Source organism: Chroococcidiopsis cubana SAG 39.79, from assembly GCF_003991895.1.
Taxonomy (GTDB): Bacteria; Cyanobacteriota; Cyanobacteriia; order Cyanobacteriales; family Chroococcidiopsidaceae; genus Chroococcidiopsis; species Chroococcidiopsis thermalis.
On sequence record NZ_RSCK01000002.1, the window covers coordinates 91,533 to 109,954 of the forward strand.

Here is an 18,422-nt window from a genome sequence, read left to right on the forward strand (position 1 = left end):
GTATTAAATATCTTCCTCAACGTTCTACTAGATTTTATCCTCATCAAACCTTTTGGTGCCCCTGGAATTACACTGGCAACAGTAGGAGTCAATACGATCTCGATGCTGCTGTTTTTGGGTATCTTGCATCGTAAACTCCACGGTTTACCATTGCGACAATGGAGTTTACCAATTTTAGGTTTAATTGTCAGTGGTTTTACCGCAGGAGTCTCTAGCTGGGGGACTCTTTGGAGTTTGCAACATTTCTTCGGTAGTCAGGGATTAGTTTTACTACTGCTGCAAACGATCGCTTCCGGGTTAGTAGGCATGGGAGTTTTTGCCCTCCTTGCCACTCGGATGAAATTGCCAGAAATCGATTTTTTAGTGGCTCGGTTGACTAAAAGGGGAGCCGGGAGCCAGTAGGGGCGGGTTTCTAAACCCGCCCGTACGGGAGGGAAAGAGAGCTGAGGGGGCTGAGGAGGAAAAGGAGGACAAGGGGGACAAGGGGGACAAGGGAGCAACTACCAACTACCAACTACCCATTACCCATTACCCATTACATTTCATCTTGATACTTCTGCAAAATCTCCATTAAGTCAGCTTGACCTCGGGCTGGTATCAAGTCAATTAGGGGGATTTCTTTTTTCCCGCCCCCAAGTTTAACGGGAATATTTTGTAAAACTTGCTGGACTCGATCTTCTGAGAGCGATCGCGCCGTCAAAATGGGATAGAGTTGTTCGGCAAGCAGGGTATGAAGTTTGGCATCGGCAAGATAAAGATGCCATTTGGCAATATCTATATATACGTTTTCGCCGATTTCAGCTGCGATCGCTTCAATAACTTCTGAAGTACTTTGTTTAGCCATAAAACTGAACTTCCTTCTATTTGAAAAGGGTAATGGATAAGTCGCAAGTCAAAAGCCTGTTGCAAGAAAGCCTCTTTGCCTCACTCACCAATTACCCATTACCCATTACCACTCTTCACTGATAGCTGATAACTGACAACTGATAACTGACTCTCTAGGTAGATTTGGGCGGTGTATCTGGCGCAGCTGACTCAGAATAGTTGGCGATCGCGGCAATGTAAATTAAATGTCCTAATAATACAGTTGCCCATCCCCCTGTTAACCAAGGCAACCACTCCCAAGCTGTGGTTTTGAGAATGTGGACGAACCACAGACCGGAATTCATGGCAGCGAAAATCGCTACGTGGGTAGCAAAGTTCATGCGATCGTCTAAACGTCGATAGGCAGGATCGCGGCGGTCTGGTTTACGGGGCCAACGAGGAGGCATGTGTTTGCTGTTCACCGATTGAGTTGTCTATATTTTATCGACTTCTTGCTGCGGATAGTAAGTATCGATGCCAAACTGGGCAAACTAGACCTGAAGTAAGAAACTCTCTCAAAACCAAATTTAAGTTTTATGGAGACAGTCATTTATATAAAAATGCTCGTTTGCCGCTATTGACAATGAGCCAAATAGAAATTTGTTGAATTTAGACAATTTAGGCATGACCTATGAAAAAGATCTTAGTTATAGAAGACGAGCGTTTGGTTAGAGACAACATCCTAGACTGTTTGGAAGATGGCGGCTATGAGGTTGTTGGAGTTGATAACGGTCAAGTTGGTTTGGACTGGGCAAGCGAACACAAACCCGATCTGATTTTGTGCGATGTGATGCTGCCGGAGTTAGATGGCTACGAAGTATTGCGATCGCTGCGTCAAGAACCAACCACGGCACTGCTGCCGTTTGTTTTTCTCTCCGCCAAGGTGGAAAAAGCTGAGATCCGTCATGGCATGAACTTGGGAGCTGACGATTACATTACAAAACCCTTTACTCCCGACGAACTATTAGATACGGTGGCGGCGCGGCTGAAAAGACGGGATGCGATCGTCCAATATGCAGAACTTTTGCAGGCTTCCCTATTCAACAGCGATCGCATTTCGCTCGCACCTCAACCCATAATTAACGCGCCTTCCACGCCTGCACCAGCTCAATATCAAGACTTCAACGCATTTGCTCAGGAACTAGCAGCACTCCAATCGGCTCAATTTACTGGCAAATTAAATGTTAAAAGCGCCACGGATCAGTCTTGGGACTTTTACTTGCATCAGGGGCGCTTGTTGTACGCTACAGGAGGGATGCATTTAGCGCGGCGCTGGCAGCGGCATGTCTCGACTTACTGCCCCCAAATTCAACTGACTCAATTAAATTTACCAACCGAGCTTTTTACTCGACCTGCTTGGGAATATCAATTACTCGGCTTGTTACTGAAACAACAACAGATCGGTCGCGAACACATTGCCCCAATAGTGCGCGATTGTGTTGTCGAAGTCCTGTTTGACATGATGCAGGCAGGGCAAATCAATTACCAAAAATCGGAGCAAGCCTTGCCTTTACAACTTCTTGCTTTAGAGTGGGAGCAAGTCTTCACCCCAGCCCAAAAACTATGGCAAGCTTGGCAATCGAGCAATCTAACTTCGCTTCTACCCAACTATGCCCCCCTAGTCAAACAGCCAGAAGCTTTACAACAACAAACTTCACCAGCTGTCTACCGTCAACTGACAGCAGTACTCGATGGCAAGCGAGCGCTGCGCGAACTGGCAGTATTGATGAAGCGTCAAGCTGCCGAAGTTGCTGTGTCTCTCTTACCCTACTTCCAATCCAAGATCGTCGAACTCGTCCAACTCCCTGACCTACCACTACCGCACGCAGCCACCGCACAACCTGCAACACCACCGACATCAGCTACACCCGCCACATCAACAGCAGCCAAATCGCTACTGATTGCTTGTATCGATGACAGCCCTCTCGTCTGTCAAACTATGGATCAAATGCTGTCCAACGCAGGCTATCAGGTATTGACAATTCAAGATCCTCTACGAGCAATCTCAACTTTGTTGACGCGCAAGCCAGATTTAATTTTCTTAGATCTGGTTATGCCCAACTTGAATGGCTATGAAATTAGCTCGCGACTGCGTAAGATTGCAGCTTTCCGCGATACACCGATTGTCATTCTTAGTGGTAATGCGATCGACCGCGCCCAAGCGCAAGCAGCAGGAGTCTCGGATTACCTAGAAAAACCCGTACAAACAGAAAAGTTATTGCAAATGATTGGCAAACACATTTCTGTAGGAAGCTGAAGAGAAAAGTCGTAAGTCGGGAGTTGGAGACAAGGGAGAGGGGGGAGACAAGGGAGACAAGGGAGAGGGGGGAGACAAGGGAGAGGGGGGAGACAAGGGAGACAAGGGAGAGGGGGGAGACAAGGGAGAGGAGGGAGACAAGGGAGAAAACGACCAACTACCAACTACCAACTACCAATTCCCCACACCCTACACCCCACACCCTGTTCGCTGATAACTGATAACTGATAACTGATAACTGATAACTGAGACTGGCATGAGATCCGCAGGTAGAGCGAAATGACAAAGATTCTGGTCATCGAAGACGAGCAGGCAGTTAGAGAAAATATTACCGAGCTGCTAGCGACGGAGGGATACGAAATCGTTGCCGCAGAGAACGGTCACGTTGGCATTAACTGGGCTTGGGAACATAAACCCGATCTGATTTTGTGCGATGTGATGATGCCGGAATTAGATGGCTATGAAGTGTTGAAGTTGCTGCGCGAAGAACCAACTACAGCGCTGATGCCTTTCATTTTTCTCTCAGCCAAAGCAGATAAAACTCATTTGCGCCAAGGAATGGAATTAGGTGCTGATGATTACCTAACTAAACCGTTCTCAAAAAAAGATTTATTAGGGGCGATCGCCGCGCGGTTAAAAAAGCAAACAGCGTTACGCCAACCGGAACCATCCCACGACGAACATCATGGCGATCGCGACAACGCAAATATTTTTGTTGCCGAGTTTCTTTCGCTCAAGTCAGCTCAAGTGACTGGCAGACTATCTGTCACCAGTGCTTCGGGGCAAGAGTGGACTTTTTATCTGTACTCCGGTCGAGTTTTATATGCTACTGGAGGGATGCATCCCATCCGCAGGTGGCAAAGGCTTATAGTCACGCACTGCCCGCAAATTTCAATCGATCGACTGAAATTACCAACCGATCTAGCTGGCTCGGCATGGGAGTATCAAGTTCTGAGTTTATGGCTCAAACAGGAGCAAATTACCAGCAGGCAAGTCACGCAAATCGTGCGCGGTAGTATCACGGAAGTGCTATTTGATATTTTGCAAACTGGGCAAGTTATCAAATATCAGGTGCAGATCGAAAATTCTTCTGGGTTGCAATTATTACTCATGGACATCGAGCAAGCACTTGCGTCAGCTTATCAAATGTGGCGTAACTGGCAACACGCTAACTTAACAAATGTTTGTCCCAATCAAGCTCCGATCCTCAAAAATCCAGAATTATTGCAACGAAAAACTTCTCCTAATACTTACCGCCAGTTGACTACACTTCTAGACGGACGGCGGACGCTACGCGATTTAGCCGTACTGATGAAACGTCAGGTTTTAGAGCTATCCTACACTTTGTCACCCTACCTTCAAGACGACATGGTGGAACTAACAGACATTCCCGATCTGGCTATGCCCACGGCTGGAGAGGTTGCATTAGAACCACCAGTTACGCCAATAGCACTGAAACCAACGATCGCCTGCATTGATGATAGTCCATTAGTGTGCGAGGTGATGCGGAACATTATTACGGATGCAGGATATCAGTTTATAGACATTCAAGATCCTTTGCGGGCGCTCGCAATTTTGTTAAGTCAAAAACCAGACATGATCTTTTTAGATCTCATCATGCCAAAACTAAATGGCTATGAAATTTGCACGCGCATCCGTAAGATTAATGCGTTCCGCGATACACCGATCGTCATTTTTAGCGGCAATTTGATCGATCGCGTGCGGGCGATGGTTGTGGGTGCATCCGATTGTCTGGACAAACCCGTGCAAGCTGATGCAGTCGTGAAATTGATTCACAAGCATCTATCCGCGTCAGAGCGATCGACCTAGCTCGACTTTTGCTAGAATTTTGACAATTTAGGGTGAAATAACTTCTGCAACTTCGTCTTCTGCTAAACTCCAGTCTTCAAAATATTCGTAAACTTCAGACAAACTTTCCAAACCATCAACCGCGCTTTCCAAAGCTTGAAAATAAGCTGCTGTAGCTTCTGCGGATTCAGTTGAAGTATTCCAGCTCAAAATTTCATCAGTTTTGGTTTGCAGCTTGGTAATTAAATGAAGTTGTTGAATCAGGATTTGCTCTAATCGGTCATTCATAAATTCGATCTAACGCGAGCAGTGAATAGCAATTTCAATCTTACAAGTATGGAATTAATACAAAGTTAAGAACAGGCAATCCCGAATATATTACTGATTTAGATATAACCGCTTTCAAAAAGTATATATAGTAGCAGGGGCGCACGCTGTACGCCCCTACGATTGAAATGTATTGCAATTCTAATCAAAAGAAATGCTATGTTTTCTAAACGGTTGCTAACTCAGGTGCGGGACGCTTACTGTTACGAATGCCTGCGATCGCCTCAGCGTAATCTTTAGCTTTAAATACTGCCGAACCAGCAACGATCGCATTTGCGCCTGCTTCTAGCACCTGCCAGGTGTTGTTACCTTTTAAGCCACCATCAACCTCAATCCAAGGATCTAAACCGCGATCGTCGCACATTTGGCGCAGTTTGCGGATTTTGGGTACGACAGATGGAATAAAGCTTTGACCACCAAAACCTGGGTTAACGCTCATGATTAGCACTAAGTCGCAAAGTTCTAGTACGTACTCGATCAGTTCTAATGGTGTAGAAGGATTGAGTACGACCCCTGCTTGTTTCCCTAATTCTCTAATTTGACCGAGCGTGCGGTGGAGGTGAGGGGAAGCATTATGCTCGGCATGAACGGAGATAATATCGGCTCCTGCTTTGGCAAAATCTTCAACGTACTTCTCTGGCTCTACGATCATCAAGTGGACATCCAGAGGTTTTTGAGTCACTGGGCGAATTGCTTCGACAATCAGCGGACCAATAGTGATGTTAGGCACGAATCGACCGTCCATGACATCAACGTGAATCCAGTCAGCTCCAGCCTCATCGATCGCTTGAATCTCAGCTCCTAGACGGCTAAAATCTGCTGATAGTATGGATGGAGCAATAACAGTTTGCTTTTTGGATGGCGTTTGGGTCATGGTTGGAGATTCTCCTGCTTCCTCTGTTGTCAGCATTTTAACAAAATGTTTAGTTTTCCCCCAAGTGTCAATAAGAAAAAATTACTAGAAGAGTGGTGCGTGGCGTTTGCAAGTAGTAGGGTGGGCATTGCCCACCCTACTTGAATTTGACGAACTCGCGATCGCCAGCCAGGAAAGCCGTACTTCACCCCTCAACCTTTTACCGGATCGCCAACATAGAATAAATAGAGTAGCTTTCGTAAAGAATTGTAAGGTTTTCTCATGGCAGATCGGTTAATTCGTGCCACAGCCGCCGATGGGGGAATTCGCGCTGTCGGCGTTATCACCACCAAGCTGACTGAAGAGGCAAGAAAACGGCATGAACTTTCCTACGTGGCGACGGCAGCGCTAGGACGCACTATGTCCGCTGGGTTGTTATTTGCTTCTAGCATGAAACGCCCTGATTCGCGAGTCAATATTCGGGTCAAAGGTAATGGTCCGTTAGAGGGAATTTTAGTCGATGCAGGTTTAGACGGTACTGTAAGAGGTTACGTCGGCAATCCCGCGATCGAACTACCACCAAACGATCGCGGTAAATTGGATGTTGGCGGTGCTGTGGGTTCAGAGGGTTATCTCTACGTCGTACGCGATGTTGGCTATGGCTATCCCTACTCCAGCACGGTAGAGCTAATATCGGGAGAGATTGGCGACGACTTGTCTCACTACCTAGCTACGTCAGAACAAACACCGTCAGCGTTAGTATTAGGCGTATTTGTCGGCGCTACAGGAGTGACAGCAGCAGGAGGATTGCTGATTCAAGTTTTGCCCAAAGCAGCCCGCGATGAAGCTTTAGTACAAACATTAGAATCAAGAATTGCTCAGCTAGCAGGATTCACGCCCTTACTCCAAGCTGGAAAGACCTTACCGCAAATCTTCGAGCAACTGTTAGGAGATATGAATTTGGAGATTTTTCCAGAATCCCAGTTAGTGCGCTTTTACTGTGGTTGCTCTTTTGAGCGCGTTCTAGGAGCGCTGAAAATTCTAGGCGAAGCAGAATTACAAGACATGATTGCCAAAGATGACGGAGCCGAAGCCACATGTCATTTTTGCGGACAAGTTTACAAAGCCAGCAGCAATCAGTTAGAGCAGTTGATTTTGGATTTACGGGCAGAGTCTTAATCAGTGACCAGTGACCAGTGACCAGTGATCAGTAGAGAGCGATCGATTAATCTGAATTGCGTGCATGGCGCGAATTGCCCATTACCAATTACCCATTACCAATTACCCATTACCAACTACCAATGACAAATGACCAATGACCAATATAGGATGACAATGAATGTGCTTAGCAGGCAAAATCAAGCATAGTACTTAAGATATTGGGGCGAGTCATGAGCGATCGGAGTATGCCAGAGGATTGGTCTGTGAGTCAGCCGCCAGCAAAGGGGGACAATGGCAATCAGCCTCATACCCAACATTCTGTAGACTCTGCTTCTCAATATCCAACGGATCGCGAGCTGTCTCAATACCTGTCCCAGCAAAGGCACAATTCAGAAGTCATGCCACAATCACCATCGAACTCGTCCCAATCTGGTAGCGTTTCCCCTTCATCAGCTACAGACGGTAAGTTGTGGTCTAGCGTACCTCCGTCGGGAGAGCCGCCTAGTGTCGGACGCAAGCGGTGGTGGAAACACTGGATGCTTTGGGCAGCTCTGGCAGCGTTGGGGGCTAATGGAGTGGCGATCGTCGCCATGACGATGTTATTTAAGTTACCATCTGCACCTAATTGTCCGGCAATTTTTTGGCCTCTGGCTTCAGGGACGGTGCGGTTGCATTGCGCTCAAGTTGCAGCGGCAAAACGAACTGTACCAGATTTAATGGCAGCGATCGCCTTAGTAAAGCCTCTACCACAAAATCATCCTTTAAGTCAAGAAATCGAACGGGGTTTAGCAGAGTGGTCGCAAGATTTACTCGCCTTAGCAGAAGAAAAGTTTCAAGCCGGACAGCTATCGGAGGCGATCGCGATCGCCTCCGATATTCCGTCAGATGTCTCTACAGCCTCCACCGTCCCAACGCAAATTGAAAAGTGGAAATCGATTTGGGCGGAAGCAGAAAAAATTTATGCTGAAGCCGAGTCCCAGATCCCGAAAGAAAACTGGTATCGGGCTTCGATGGCAGCGGTACGTTTGCTCAATGTCGGTAACAACTATTGGGCAAATACCAAATACGAAGAATTAAAATATGCGATCGCCACCGCCAGAGAAGATGGCGGAAGATTGGAGAAAATTCAAAATTTGGTCAATCGAGGCAGAGCCGACGATTTTCTAGCTGCCATACAGCAAATTCAAGCAATTGAAGCAGGTAGCTATTTTTATCAGAAAGCTCAAGCAATGATTCCCGATATCGGGCGCAAAATGCTCGATTTAGCCCAGGAAACTTTAGATAAAAGAGATGTAGACAAAGCTGTCGAGATTGCCAATCAAATTCCTGCTGTTGCCAAATTAGAAACAGAAGTTCAAGATTTTACCGTCCTAGCTGAGGCACATCGGAGTGCTTTTGTCGGTACTGTTTCTAGCATAGAAGCGGCAATTGCCGAAGCGCAAAAAATTGGACTAGACCGACCGCTTTACTATAAAGCTCAAGATACGATCGCCCGTTGGCAACTAGAAATTGAAGACGTACAGCATCTAGCCAAAGCACGCAGCTTAGCTCAACCAGGGGCAGTTGCCGATTTAAATGCAGCGATCGCTGAAGCTTTGATGATTCCAGACTCGAATCCCCGTGCTGCTGAAGCCAAGCGAGAAATTGACGGCTGGCGGCGACGGATACAAACATTTGAAGACCAACCTTACCTTAACCGTGCCGACGAGATAGTGGTTGAAGGCGATGTCGTCGCTTTACAAGCAGCAGTTGATGAAGCGAGTAAAATTGGTGAAGGACGCGCGCTTTATGGCGAAGCCCGTAAGCGAATTCGCAACTGGACGCGCCAGATCCAAACGATTGAAGACCAGCCATTCTTAGACCAAGCGCGAGACTTGGCAAATAATGGCAATCTACCAGCGGCGATCGCTGCTGCTGGGCAAATTGGTGCGGGACGGGCGCTACATGCCACAGCGCAGGCAGAAGTTAAGGAATGGCAAACTCAACTTCAGGCGGAACAAGATTGGCGCGAAGCCCAGCAAGTTGCTTTGCAGAATACTCCCGATGCATTGGCACAAGCAATTCGGCTGGCGGATCGGGTTCCTAACAGCAATTCCTTACGATTGGATGTGAATCCAGCCATTAATAACTGGGGCGATCGCTTGTTGCGGTTGGCACAAGACCAAGGGACGTACAACCCACAAGCAGGGATCGATATAGCCCGCAAAATTCCGCGCAGCAGCAGCGCCTACGGAGCCGCTCAAGCGCAGATAGGCGAGTGGCAGAGGATTTTGAACCCTCCTCCTCCCGAACCGCTTCCCAGCCTCGATAACACCGCACCGAGTCCGATAAATTCCGAGCCTATTCCTAGTGCTAGTCCTGATGATAACTAATCCTGACGATTGTAAACTTTAACGGTTTTGATTAGGCATCATAAACATAGCAGCAAAACATTATTATCGCTCTTATGGATTACCCACAAAACCAAATAATTTAGCCAAACCACCAAGAATAGCTAAAATCAAACCGACTAAAAATCCTCGATTGATAAAATCTTGACTCTTGACTCGTTCATCTAGTCCATTTATTCTCTCACCCAGAGCTTTAATTTCTCCTTTAATTTCGGTTTGTCCTACTTTTAGATCGACAACATCTTTTTGTAGACCATCTAATTTCTGGTCAAGCTTAGCTAAAATTTCCTTTAAGTCTTGCTCTATTGTGACTGACATAGGTAAAATTCCTATTTGGGAGAAATTAGTATAGATTCTTTTAGCATAGTTGCGATCGCATTTCCCCTGGAATGTTAAAAGCGATTCCCTACAATCAAGTTTTTCTTACCTGATAAGGTATAGTTTATACCCTGTAATATATACCTGTAATATATAAATGGTGACTCAGCACAGAAGACAGTAGGGAAACTCAAGAGTCAACGCGATTCGTACTTTTTTCACCTAAAAATAGCTATGTCTCATTTGACAAACAAAGCACCCATTTCTACTAATGGTATAGTCACAACCCCTCACTACCTAGCTTCCCAAGCGGGTTTAGAAATACTTCAGCAAGGGGGAAATGCCGTTGATGCTGCGATCGCTGCTGCTGCTACCTTGACGGTGGTTTATCCCCATATGAATAGTTTGGGTGGCGATAATTTTTGGTTGATTTATAATATCAAAAAACGAGAATTAAAAGGTTTGAATGCTAGCGGTCGAGCGGGGGAAAAGGCAACAATCGATCTCTATCAATCTCAAGGTTATGACAGAATTCCTTTTAGAGGTTATTTAGCTGCAAATACCGTACCTGGAGCAGTATCCGGCTGGGATTTAGCATATAAATACGCTCAAGCAAGCATAAATAATTCTTTGCCTTGGCAGCAACTTTTTGCTTCTGCAATTAAGTTTTCTGAGAATGGTTTCCCAACTTCTCAAAATCAAGCAAGCTGGACTCAAATAAGTATTGATGTAGATAAAGAATTTTTTAATTTACAAAGATTTTCTGGTTTTCGTCAAATCTATTTGAAACCTGATGGAACAATTTATCAAACAGGTGAAATATTTAAACAATCGCACTTAGCTCAAAGTTTAGCAGCGATCGCCTCTCAAGGTGCAGCCGAGTTTTATCAAGGGGAAATTGCCCAAAATATCGTTGCAGATTTACAAGAGAACGGGGGAATTTTAACTCTGCGAGATTTTGCAGAACATACTGCTAACTGGGTAGAACCAATTTCAGTCAATTATCGCGATTATATTGCTTATAACTTACCACCCAACACTCAAGGAATTGCCTCTTTATCGATTTTAAATATCTTAAATAATTTCGATTTACGCAAACTCGGAGAAGGAACGGCAGATTACTATCATTTGATTGTAGAAGCAACCAAACAAGCATTTAGCGATCGCGATAAATATGTGAGCGATCCTGACTTTGTAAATATGCCTTTAGATTGGCTATTATCTTCAGAACGTGGTAAAGAACTAGCAGCACAGATTAACTTGCAGCAAGCCGCTAACCAAGTACAACCTCTCGATCCAAAAGGCGATACAATTTGGCTGGGAGTTGTAGATAAAGATGGTAACGCTGTCTCTTTAATTCAAAGTATTTACTACGAATTTGGTTCGGGTATAGTTGCAGGTGATACGGGGATTCTATTACAAAATCGAGGGTGTTTTTTCTCCTTAGATCCGCAACATGTAAATTGTTTGCAACCTAAAAAACGTACTTTTCACACGTTAAACCCTGCCATGTTATTTCAAAACGGCAAACCGTATTTAGTCTACGGTACGATGGGAGGAGAAGGACAACCTCAAACTCAAGCTGCGATCGCAACTCGAATTGTCGATTTTGGTTTTAATGTCGAAGATGCAATTTCTGCACCGCGATGGTTGCAAGGACGTACTTGGGGAGTCGCTACCAACGAACTTAAAATTGAAGGCAGAGTTTCAGCAGATATTGTTCGAGAATTAAGCGATCGCGGTCACTCTGTTAAAGTTGTTGAAGATTATACAGATGTGATGGGACACGCTGGGGCGATTTTAATCGACGCTGAAACTAATATAAAATACGGTGCTGCCGATCCAAGAAGTGATGGCGCTGCTGTAGGGTATTAATAAGTTGCCTGCAAGCGGCTAATCAAGTAATCTTTGGCAGAAATAGAAGGATACATTGCTACTCGATCCGTACAACAACCAGGAAGACAAGCAACCTCAGTATCATCGTTAGGATGGCAGAAAAAAGCTATTGAATAACGCGATCGCTTCATTTTTTCATCTGTTGGAATCGCTACCCGATGTTTGGTAGAACAAAAAACATGATTTGTCCATCGTTGCATTAAATCTCCAGTATTTACAATTATCGTATCAGGAATCGCTGGAGCTGCGATCCATTCTCCATTTTTCGTTTGTACTTCTAATCCGCCAATATCATCTTGAAATAACAAAGTAATACTACCGTAGTCGGAATGTTCCCCCGCCCTTACCTGTCCTTGTTTTGGAGGTTGTTCTAATGGGGGGTAGTGTAGTAATCTCAGAGTATGAGCTTGTGCATTATGATTGGCAATAAAAAAGTCTTCTGGAATTTGTAATGCCATCGCAAAAGTTTGTAGAATTATATCCGTTATTTGTACACAAGCTTCCCAGAAATTCAATACACAACTATGAAATTCAGTACTAAAGTCTGGGTTTTGAGCAATGGATTTTAAATTTAGATTTAATGCTTCTTTTAAATCTCCTGGCTGTTTTGGATCGAGGCGTTCCCTTTCTATACCTACATAACCACTGTTGTGAGATTCATTTAACCAAGCCATTTGGTTTTTTGCTTCCAACGGAAGATTAAAAAATTGCTGAGAGTGTGCAAATAGCTGTTGGATTAAATGAGAAGAAATACCTGAATTTTTGATATAAAAAAATCCAATTTCATGACAAGCTTGATAAACTTGCTCAACTAGAGTTTGTCTTTGTGAGTCATCTCCTGTTGCAAATGTTTGCAAATCAATAATTGGAATTTGCAATACTGGGTTAGTCATAGTTAGATTTGCACGTAAATGTTGGTAATTGATAATAAATAATTAGTATTAATCAACAACAGATGCAGCAATAACACCCTCAGCCTCCAACATTGCAGCCACCTGTAAAATTTTCCCCTCATTGTAAGGTGCGGCAATCAACTGCACCCCCAAAGGTAAACCATTCGATCGCGCGATTGGCACGGATAAAACAGGTAAACCAATAAAAGATAGCGGCTGAGTAAACAATCCCAAATGGGGACGAACTAAAATTTCCCGCCCATCTAACTGAATCGTTTGTTGTCCGATGAATGGTGCAACACATGGTGTTGTAGGGGCTAGAATCAAATCGACGTGTTGAAAAATTGCGCGGACGCGATCGCGAAACCACCGTCTAAATCTCTGCGCCTGAATATACCAACTCGCAGGAATCATCGCCCCAGCCAAAAAACGATCGCGGGTAGCCGGATCGAAGTCTTCAAGACGCGATCGCAAGTTTGCTAAATGCAGATTTGCCCCTTCACACGCTGTAATTATAAAAGCCGCTGCCCTAGCACGGTGCGCTTCTGGGATAGTAACGTATTGCGTCGCGCCTAAAACTTGGGCGACTCGTTCCACAACAGCTAAAGCTTCCGGTTCTGCACCTGTCCGAAAATAATCTTCAGCAATGGCAATGCGTAACCCATCAATATTGTCCGGTTGTAGAGACGTTACATGTAACGTCTCTACAGGGGAACGTTGCGTGCAAACCGGATCGCGACTGTCCCATCCTTGCAGCACGTCAAAGGCGATCGCTACATCTCTTACAGAACGGGTAAACGTGCCAATGTGGTCGAAACTACTGGCAAATAAAAACGCTCCCGCCCGCGATAATCTCCCATAGGTGGGTTTGAGTCCGTAGACACCGCATAAAGCCGCAGGGACGCGAATAGAACCGTTGGTATCGGAACCCAGCGTCAGGGGAACCATTCCCCCAGCTACCGCCGCCGCCGATCCTCCAGAAGAACCGCCAGCAATGCGATTTGTGTCATGCGGGTTGTGGGTTGCACCGTAGTGAGCATTTTCCGTGACAAAACCATAGGCGTATTCATCCATATTGAGCGCCCCGACTAAAATTGCTCCGGCTTGTTTCAGTTTGGCGATCGCCGTAGCATCTCGGCTAGCGGGAGGATTTTCCGCATTGATTTTCGAGCCAGCTAGGGTCGTTATCCCAGCAATATCAAATAAATTTTTGACCGCAAAGGGAACGCCAGCTAGAACGCCTGGATCTTGCCCAGAGGCGATCGCCCGGTCGATCTTCGCTGCATCTGCTAAGGCTGTTTCAGTTGTAACGGTGGTGAAACAATTCAGTGCTGGATTCCGTGCGGTAATTCTGTCGAGGGTGGCGATCGCCACTTCTACTGCGCTTACCTGTTGCGCGCGCACGGCTGTTGCTATGGTTACGGCATCAGCAAGGTTTAAATTCATGCTTTCATCTTAAGGCAGGATAATCTAACGCGATCGCCCTTGTTCGAGCCTCGTCTACTAATGAGTGCTTTTGTCAACTACCTCCATCTATAGACTTGTTTAGATAGTTGACTGGGATAAAAATTTATTCATAAACCTTTACAAAGTTTAGTAAAATGATTTGTAAGAAATAAGTATTTATTCTTAACGTCATGATGACGGAACAATTTCCCTGGCTAACCGCGATTGTCCTGCTACCCCTTGTTGCTTCCCTACTCATCCCCGTACTGCCTGATAAAGACGGCAAGCGCGTGCGGTGGTATGCCTCAGGCGTGGCGATCGCGGACTTGATTCTGATGTGCTACGTTTTTTGGCAACACTACGATGCAGGCATCGCAACTTTTCAATTAGCGGAAAAGTATGCCTGGGTTCCCCAGTTGGGTCTAAATTGGGCTGTCTCAGTTGATGGTTTATCTGTCCCGCTCGTACTGCTAGCAGGATTGGTGACGACACTTTCAATATTTGCGGCGTGGCAAGTCGATCGCAAGCCCCGCTTATTCTATTTCCTGATGCTGGTGCTGTATTCTGCCCAGATTGGGGTGTTTGTCGCCCAAGATATATTGCTGCTATTCATTATGTGGGAGATCGAGCTAGTCCCCGTTTACTTGCTCGTCTCGATTTGGGGTGGACCGAAACGACGCTACGCAGCGACAAAGTTTCTCCTCTATACCGCACTGGCTTCTATATTTATTCTCGTTGCAGGGCTAGCATTGGGTTTCTACGGTGGCAACCCTACCTTCGATATGGCAGCTCTGGCTGTGAAAAACTATCCGCTAGCGCTTGAATTGCCGATTTACGCCGGATTGCTGATTGCTTTTGGCGTGAAGCTAGCGATTTTCCCCATGCATACTTGGTTACCTGATGCCCACGGTGAAGCTTCTGCTCCCGTATCGATGGTTTTGGCGGGTGTACTGCTGAAAATGGGCGGATACGGGTTGATTCGCTTGAATTTGGAAATGTTACCTCACGCACACGTTTACTTTGCCCCAGTGCTGGCAACTGTAGGCGTGGTTAATATTATTTACGGTGCGTTGGCTTCCTTCGCTCAGTCCAACATGAAGCGCCGCCTTGCCTATTCATCTGTTTCCCACATGGGATTCGTCCTACTAGGTATTGCCTCTTTTACGGATGTTGGCATCAGCGGCGCACTCCTGCAAATGCTGTCTCACGGTTTGATTGCCGCAGTCCTGTTCTTCCTCGCAGGCGTAACTTACGATCGCACTCATACGTTATCAATGGAAGAAATGGGCGGTATCGCTCAGGTTATGCCCAAAGTCTTTGCTCTATTTACCATAGGTGCAATGGCATCGCTGGCACTTCCTGGGATGAGCGGCTTTGTCAGCGAGATTTCGGTCTTCGTTGGTGTGACTACCAGCGATATTTACAGCTCAACCTTCCGCACGGTGACGGTATTTTTAGCCGCCGTAGGGCTGATGCTCACTCCAGTCTATTTACTTTCGATGCTACGTCAGGTCTTCTACGGTTCTGGTATCGCCCCTGCGTGTGTTTTAACGAGTACTCAGTTGCGGACGGATTACCAGGATAGTCAAGAAGCTGTCTGCTTCGGGACTGATTGCGTGTTACCTGGCGAGGCAAGGTTTGGCGATGCTAGACCGCGTGAAGTGTTCATTGCTGTCTCGTTCCTGGTGCTGATTATTGGTATTGGGTTATATCCCAAGCTGGCGACGCAGATGTATGATGTCAAGACGGTTGCGGTTAACGCCCAGATCCGCGAATCTTACGTCCAAATTGCTCAGAGCAATCCTCGCATTTATGCTAGCGGCTTCTTAGCTCCTCGGATCGATAAGCCTGAACTCGCGACTGTGCCGACGGGTGTTTTAAAGTGATTTGATTTTGTACTCCTGTTTATAAGCGATCGCTTGTGAGGCGATCGCTTTTTCGTGTTGAGTTGTAGTTTATGATTATGTCACGCATCAGCCGTAGGCGAAGCGTAGCGTTAGACGCGAAGGCGCGAAGAAGAAAGGGCGCTAAGGGTTTTCCCGATTTTATTTGTGTTTGTCTGCGTTTCGATCGCTCATCCCGTAAACACCGATTTTACAGCTGACTGAATTGAGTTTTTGGCATCCTTGAGAGTCTCGGCGATGGGATGCTGTTCGTGTAAGAAAATTCTGGCGCAGTTGCGTCCCGGTAGTCCTGAGATGGAGCCGCCTGGATGGGTTCCTGCTCCTGTGAGATATAAGCCTTGAATTGGAGTTTTGTAGTTAGCTATTTCTGGTAAGGGACGGAAGCAAAGCATTTGTTCTAAGGTCATGTCTATGTGGTAGTAGTTGCCTTTGTAGCTTCCTAGCCGTTCTGCTAACTCGGCTGGGCTTTCGACGTGACGGGCAATAATTGAGTGCTTGAGATTGGGTGAGTATTGGGTTAGTTTATTGAGGACGCGATCGGCTACTTTATTTTTTAGTTCGTCTGTCCATCCCGTACCTTTTAAGCCTGTACCCTCTGCACCAGCAATTTGATAGGGGGCAAAAAATTCAATCCAGAGTGTATGTTTGCCTTCAGGAGCCATTGAAGGGTCGAGTCCTGTTGGCATGACTAGATACATTGAAGGGTCTGCATCGGGAATTTTGCCCAGAGTAATCTCGCTATGGGCTTGTTCTACATGGTTGACGGAATCGGCAATTAAGACCGAACCCATGAGATATTCGTCTCGGTGGTCGTGGTTTTCAAAGCGCAAGGGTTCTGATAAGGCGCAGTCAATTTTGAGAATTGTTTCGTTGTTGTTGACAATGCGGCGGTCTAGTCTTTCGCGTAAGTTAGGATCGGCACTATCGACATCGCTAGCATCCATCAGTTGCAGAAATAGCCGTTTGGCATCAATGCTAGAGATAACAGCTTGATGGGCGCGATATTCTTTGCTACCGCGAACCCGCACGCCCACAGCGCGATCGCGATCGATTAAAATTCGTTCTACACTTTGTTTTGTAAGGATTACGCCGCCTAAACTTTTGACCAACTTAACTAAAGCTTCGGTTAGCGCCCCCGTACCACCTCGCGGACGCGCCATTCCAGGTTCGTGACGCAACACTGCCATCATCGCTCCAAAAGACATGGCTTTTTGAGAGGGAGGCGAACTTAATTCTGCTGAGAGTCTAGCGAGGGGCGCTTTGACAAATTCAGCGTCAAAATATTCGTTAAGATTATCTACTGGACTTGTGAATAGGGTACGTAGAAGGTCTAAAGTCTCGTTGGGACCACCCAGCACTGAGAACAACTCTTGCAGGTTTTTCAAGTCGTAGTTACCGGAGATATCTACTAAAGATTTGGGTGGAGCGTTGAAAAATGGTGTGACACCACGCACAAAGCGCAGCCAGAAATCTGCATATTCAGCATATTTTTCTGCGTCGCGTTGGCTAAAACGGGCAATTTCCGCACAAGTTTTTTCTACCGATTTATGGGCGAGAAAGTATTTTCCGTCAGGATGGGGACAAAAGGCAACTGGATCGCACGTTAGATATTCTAAGCCGTATTTTTCTAGTTCTAATTCCTGAATCACCGATCCGAGGAAAATAAATAGGTGATTAATAGCACAGGGGTTAAACTTAAATCCAGGTGCTTCTTGGGGCATGAGTTCTTCTGTTGTAGCTCCACCCCCTGGAATTGGCTGTTTTTCTAGAAGCAAGACGCTATAGCCTGCTTTCAGTAAGTAAGCCGCACAGACTAGTCCGTTATGACCAGCACCAATAATAACAACATCGTAAGCTTGCATGGAAGAGAATTCGGAAACACGCTATCTTCTTTGATGCTAGAGAGCAGTTAACAATTCTCAATCTCTCAACGGTTATACCTTACGCATATTTTGACTGTTCGGATCGAAACCACGGGAAAAGCGGGTGCTATTGTCGTAGCAAGCGCCACTTAAGTTCGCTCCGTACAGTTTGGCGTAGTTGAGTTTAGCTTTGCGTAAATTTGCTTCAGTGAGTTTTGCACCGCAGAGGTTTGTGCGCGTCAGGTTAGCATTAATCAGGTTTGCGCCAGTTAAGTTTGCTCCCCACAATTTCGCTTTGGCTAAATTTGCTCCTTCTAAGTTGGCTCCCCACAGGTTAACTCCTACCAAATGAGCGTTAATCAGCTTAACGTTGGCTAAGTCAGCTTTAGTAAAGTCTCTTTCCCCTGCTGCATAGCGTTTCAGCAGTTCTTCAGCATTCATA

At 46.0% G+C, this 18,422-nt stretch carries 17 protein-coding genes; 8 read left to right on the top strand and 9 right to left on the bottom strand.

The genetic code is table 11. From position 1 onward, the window contains the following. Nucleotides 1-402: lipid II flippase MurJ (locus DSM107010_RS41045; RefSeq protein WP_241994086.1), on the top strand; the 402-nt coding region annotated here is incomplete at its 5' end. A gap of 133 nt (nucleotides 403-535) precedes the next feature. On the opposite strand, the gene DSM107010_RS01755 is transcribed toward DSM107010_RS41045, so the two are convergent. Then, nucleotides 536-844 (bottom strand): DUF3181 family protein, encoded by a 309-nt coding sequence (locus DSM107010_RS01755; RefSeq protein WP_015157091.1) that lies wholly within the window; start codon nucleotides 842-844, stop codon nucleotides 536-538. Between the two features lie 154 nt (nucleotides 845-998). Beyond that, a complete protein-coding gene (locus DSM107010_RS01760; protein ID WP_015157092.1) occupies nucleotides 999-1,271 on the bottom strand; it encodes a 2TM domain-containing protein in 273 nt (90 codons plus the stop codon). 224 nt (nucleotides 1,272-1,495) lie between these two features. On the opposite strand from DSM107010_RS01760, the gene DSM107010_RS01765 reads away from it, so the two are divergent. Genes DSM107010_RS01765 through DSM107010_RS01775 form a run of 3 tightly spaced genes read left to right on the top strand, consistent with a single transcriptional unit; the run spans nucleotide 1,496 to nucleotide 4,951 of the window. After that, complete coding sequence (locus DSM107010_RS01765; RefSeq protein ID WP_106171427.1) at nucleotides 1,496-3,121, top strand: response regulator transcription factor; 1,626 nt, start codon at nucleotides 1,496-1,498, stop codon at nucleotides 3,119-3,121. A 23-nt stretch (nucleotides 3,122-3,144) separates the two neighbouring features. Beyond that, nucleotides 3,145-3,342: a hypothetical protein gene (locus tag DSM107010_RS01770; RefSeq protein ID WP_127022209.1), complete on the top strand. Its 198-nt coding sequence runs from the start codon at nucleotides 3,145-3,147 to the stop codon at nucleotides 3,340-3,342. 58 nt (nucleotides 3,343-3,400) lie between these two features. Then, nucleotides 3,401-4,951: a response regulator transcription factor gene (locus tag DSM107010_RS01775; RefSeq protein ID WP_106169869.1), complete on the top strand. Its 1,551-nt coding sequence runs from the start codon at nucleotides 3,401-3,403 to the stop codon at nucleotides 4,949-4,951. Between the two features lie 27 nt (nucleotides 4,952-4,978). On the opposite strand, the gene DSM107010_RS01780 is transcribed toward DSM107010_RS01775, so the two are convergent. After that, nucleotides 4,979-5,218 (bottom strand): hypothetical protein, encoded by a 240-nt coding sequence (locus tag DSM107010_RS01780; RefSeq protein WP_015157096.1) that lies wholly within the window; start codon nucleotides 5,216-5,218, stop codon nucleotides 4,979-4,981. A gap of 205 nt (nucleotides 5,219-5,423) precedes the next feature. Continuing rightward, nucleotides 5,424-6,131 carry a ribulose-phosphate 3-epimerase gene (gene rpe, locus DSM107010_RS01785; RefSeq protein ID WP_041463527.1) on the bottom strand — a complete coding sequence of 236 codons (708 nt, stop codon included), beginning with the start codon at nucleotides 6,129-6,131 and terminating at the stop codon, nucleotides 5,424-5,426. Nucleotides 6,132-6,392: 261 nt separating this feature from the next. On the opposite strand from rpe, the gene hslO reads away from it, so the two are divergent. Both hslO and DSM107010_RS01795 read left to right on the top strand, forming a co-directional pair. Next, a complete protein-coding gene (gene hslO / locus DSM107010_RS01790; RefSeq protein ID WP_015157098.1) occupies nucleotides 6,393-7,289 on the top strand; it encodes an Hsp33 family molecular chaperone HslO in 897 nt (298 codons plus the stop codon). A gap of 212 nt (nucleotides 7,290-7,501) precedes the next feature. Next, on the top strand, nucleotides 7,502-9,643 hold the full coding sequence (locus tag DSM107010_RS01795) for a hypothetical protein (RefSeq protein WP_041462637.1): 2,142 nt from the start codon (nucleotides 7,502-7,504) through the stop codon (nucleotides 9,641-9,643). A gap of 72 nt (nucleotides 9,644-9,715) precedes the next feature. Here DSM107010_RS01795 and DSM107010_RS01800 read toward each other — a convergent pair whose 3' ends face one another. Beyond that, on the bottom strand, nucleotides 9,716-9,979 hold the full coding sequence (locus DSM107010_RS01800) for a hypothetical protein (RefSeq protein WP_106167718.1): 264 nt from the start codon (nucleotides 9,977-9,979) through the stop codon (nucleotides 9,716-9,718). A 234-nt stretch (nucleotides 9,980-10,213) separates the two neighbouring features. On the opposite strand from DSM107010_RS01800, the gene ggt reads away from it, so the two are divergent. After that, the gene (gene ggt, locus DSM107010_RS01805) at nucleotides 10,214-11,854 is read left to right on the top strand and encodes a gamma-glutamyltransferase (protein ID WP_106167717.1); all 1,641 of its coding nucleotides are present in this window, start codon (nucleotides 10,214-10,216) and stop codon (nucleotides 11,852-11,854) included. On the opposite strand, the gene DSM107010_RS01810 is transcribed toward ggt, so the two are convergent. Beyond that, the gene (locus DSM107010_RS01810) at nucleotides 11,851-12,768 is read right to left on the bottom strand and encodes an isopenicillin N synthase family dioxygenase (protein WP_106167716.1); all 918 of its coding nucleotides are present in this window, start codon (nucleotides 12,766-12,768) and stop codon (nucleotides 11,851-11,853) included. The two genes, ggt and DSM107010_RS01810, sit on opposite strands and share 4 nt — an antisense overlap. 48 nt (nucleotides 12,769-12,816) lie before the next feature. Then, the gene (locus DSM107010_RS01815) at nucleotides 12,817-14,214 is read right to left on the bottom strand and encodes an AtzE family amidohydrolase (protein ID WP_106167715.1); all 1,398 of its coding nucleotides are present in this window, start codon (nucleotides 14,212-14,214) and stop codon (nucleotides 12,817-12,819) included. Nucleotides 14,215-14,405: 191 nt separating this feature from the next. Here DSM107010_RS01815 and DSM107010_RS01820 point away from each other — a divergent pair, with 191 nt between their 5' ends. Next, nucleotides 14,406-16,100, top strand: a complete 1,695-nt coding sequence (locus tag DSM107010_RS01820; protein ID WP_015157104.1) for an NAD(P)H-quinone oxidoreductase subunit 4 — start codon at nucleotides 14,406-14,408, stop codon at nucleotides 16,098-16,100. 188 nt (nucleotides 16,101-16,288) lie between these two features. Here DSM107010_RS01820 and crtO read toward each other — a convergent pair whose 3' ends face one another. Both crtO and DSM107010_RS01830 read right to left on the bottom strand, forming a co-directional pair. After that, complete coding sequence (gene crtO / locus DSM107010_RS01825; RefSeq protein ID WP_106167714.1) at nucleotides 16,289-17,980, bottom strand: beta-carotene ketolase CrtO; 1,692 nt, start codon at nucleotides 17,978-17,980, stop codon at nucleotides 16,289-16,291. Nucleotides 17,981-18,052: 72 nt separating this feature from the next. Beyond that, entirely contained in the window at nucleotides 18,053-18,421 is a 369-nt protein-coding gene (locus tag DSM107010_RS01830; RefSeq protein ID WP_106167713.1) for a pentapeptide repeat-containing protein, read from the bottom strand. Between the last annotated feature and the right edge of the window lies 1 nt (nucleotide 18,422).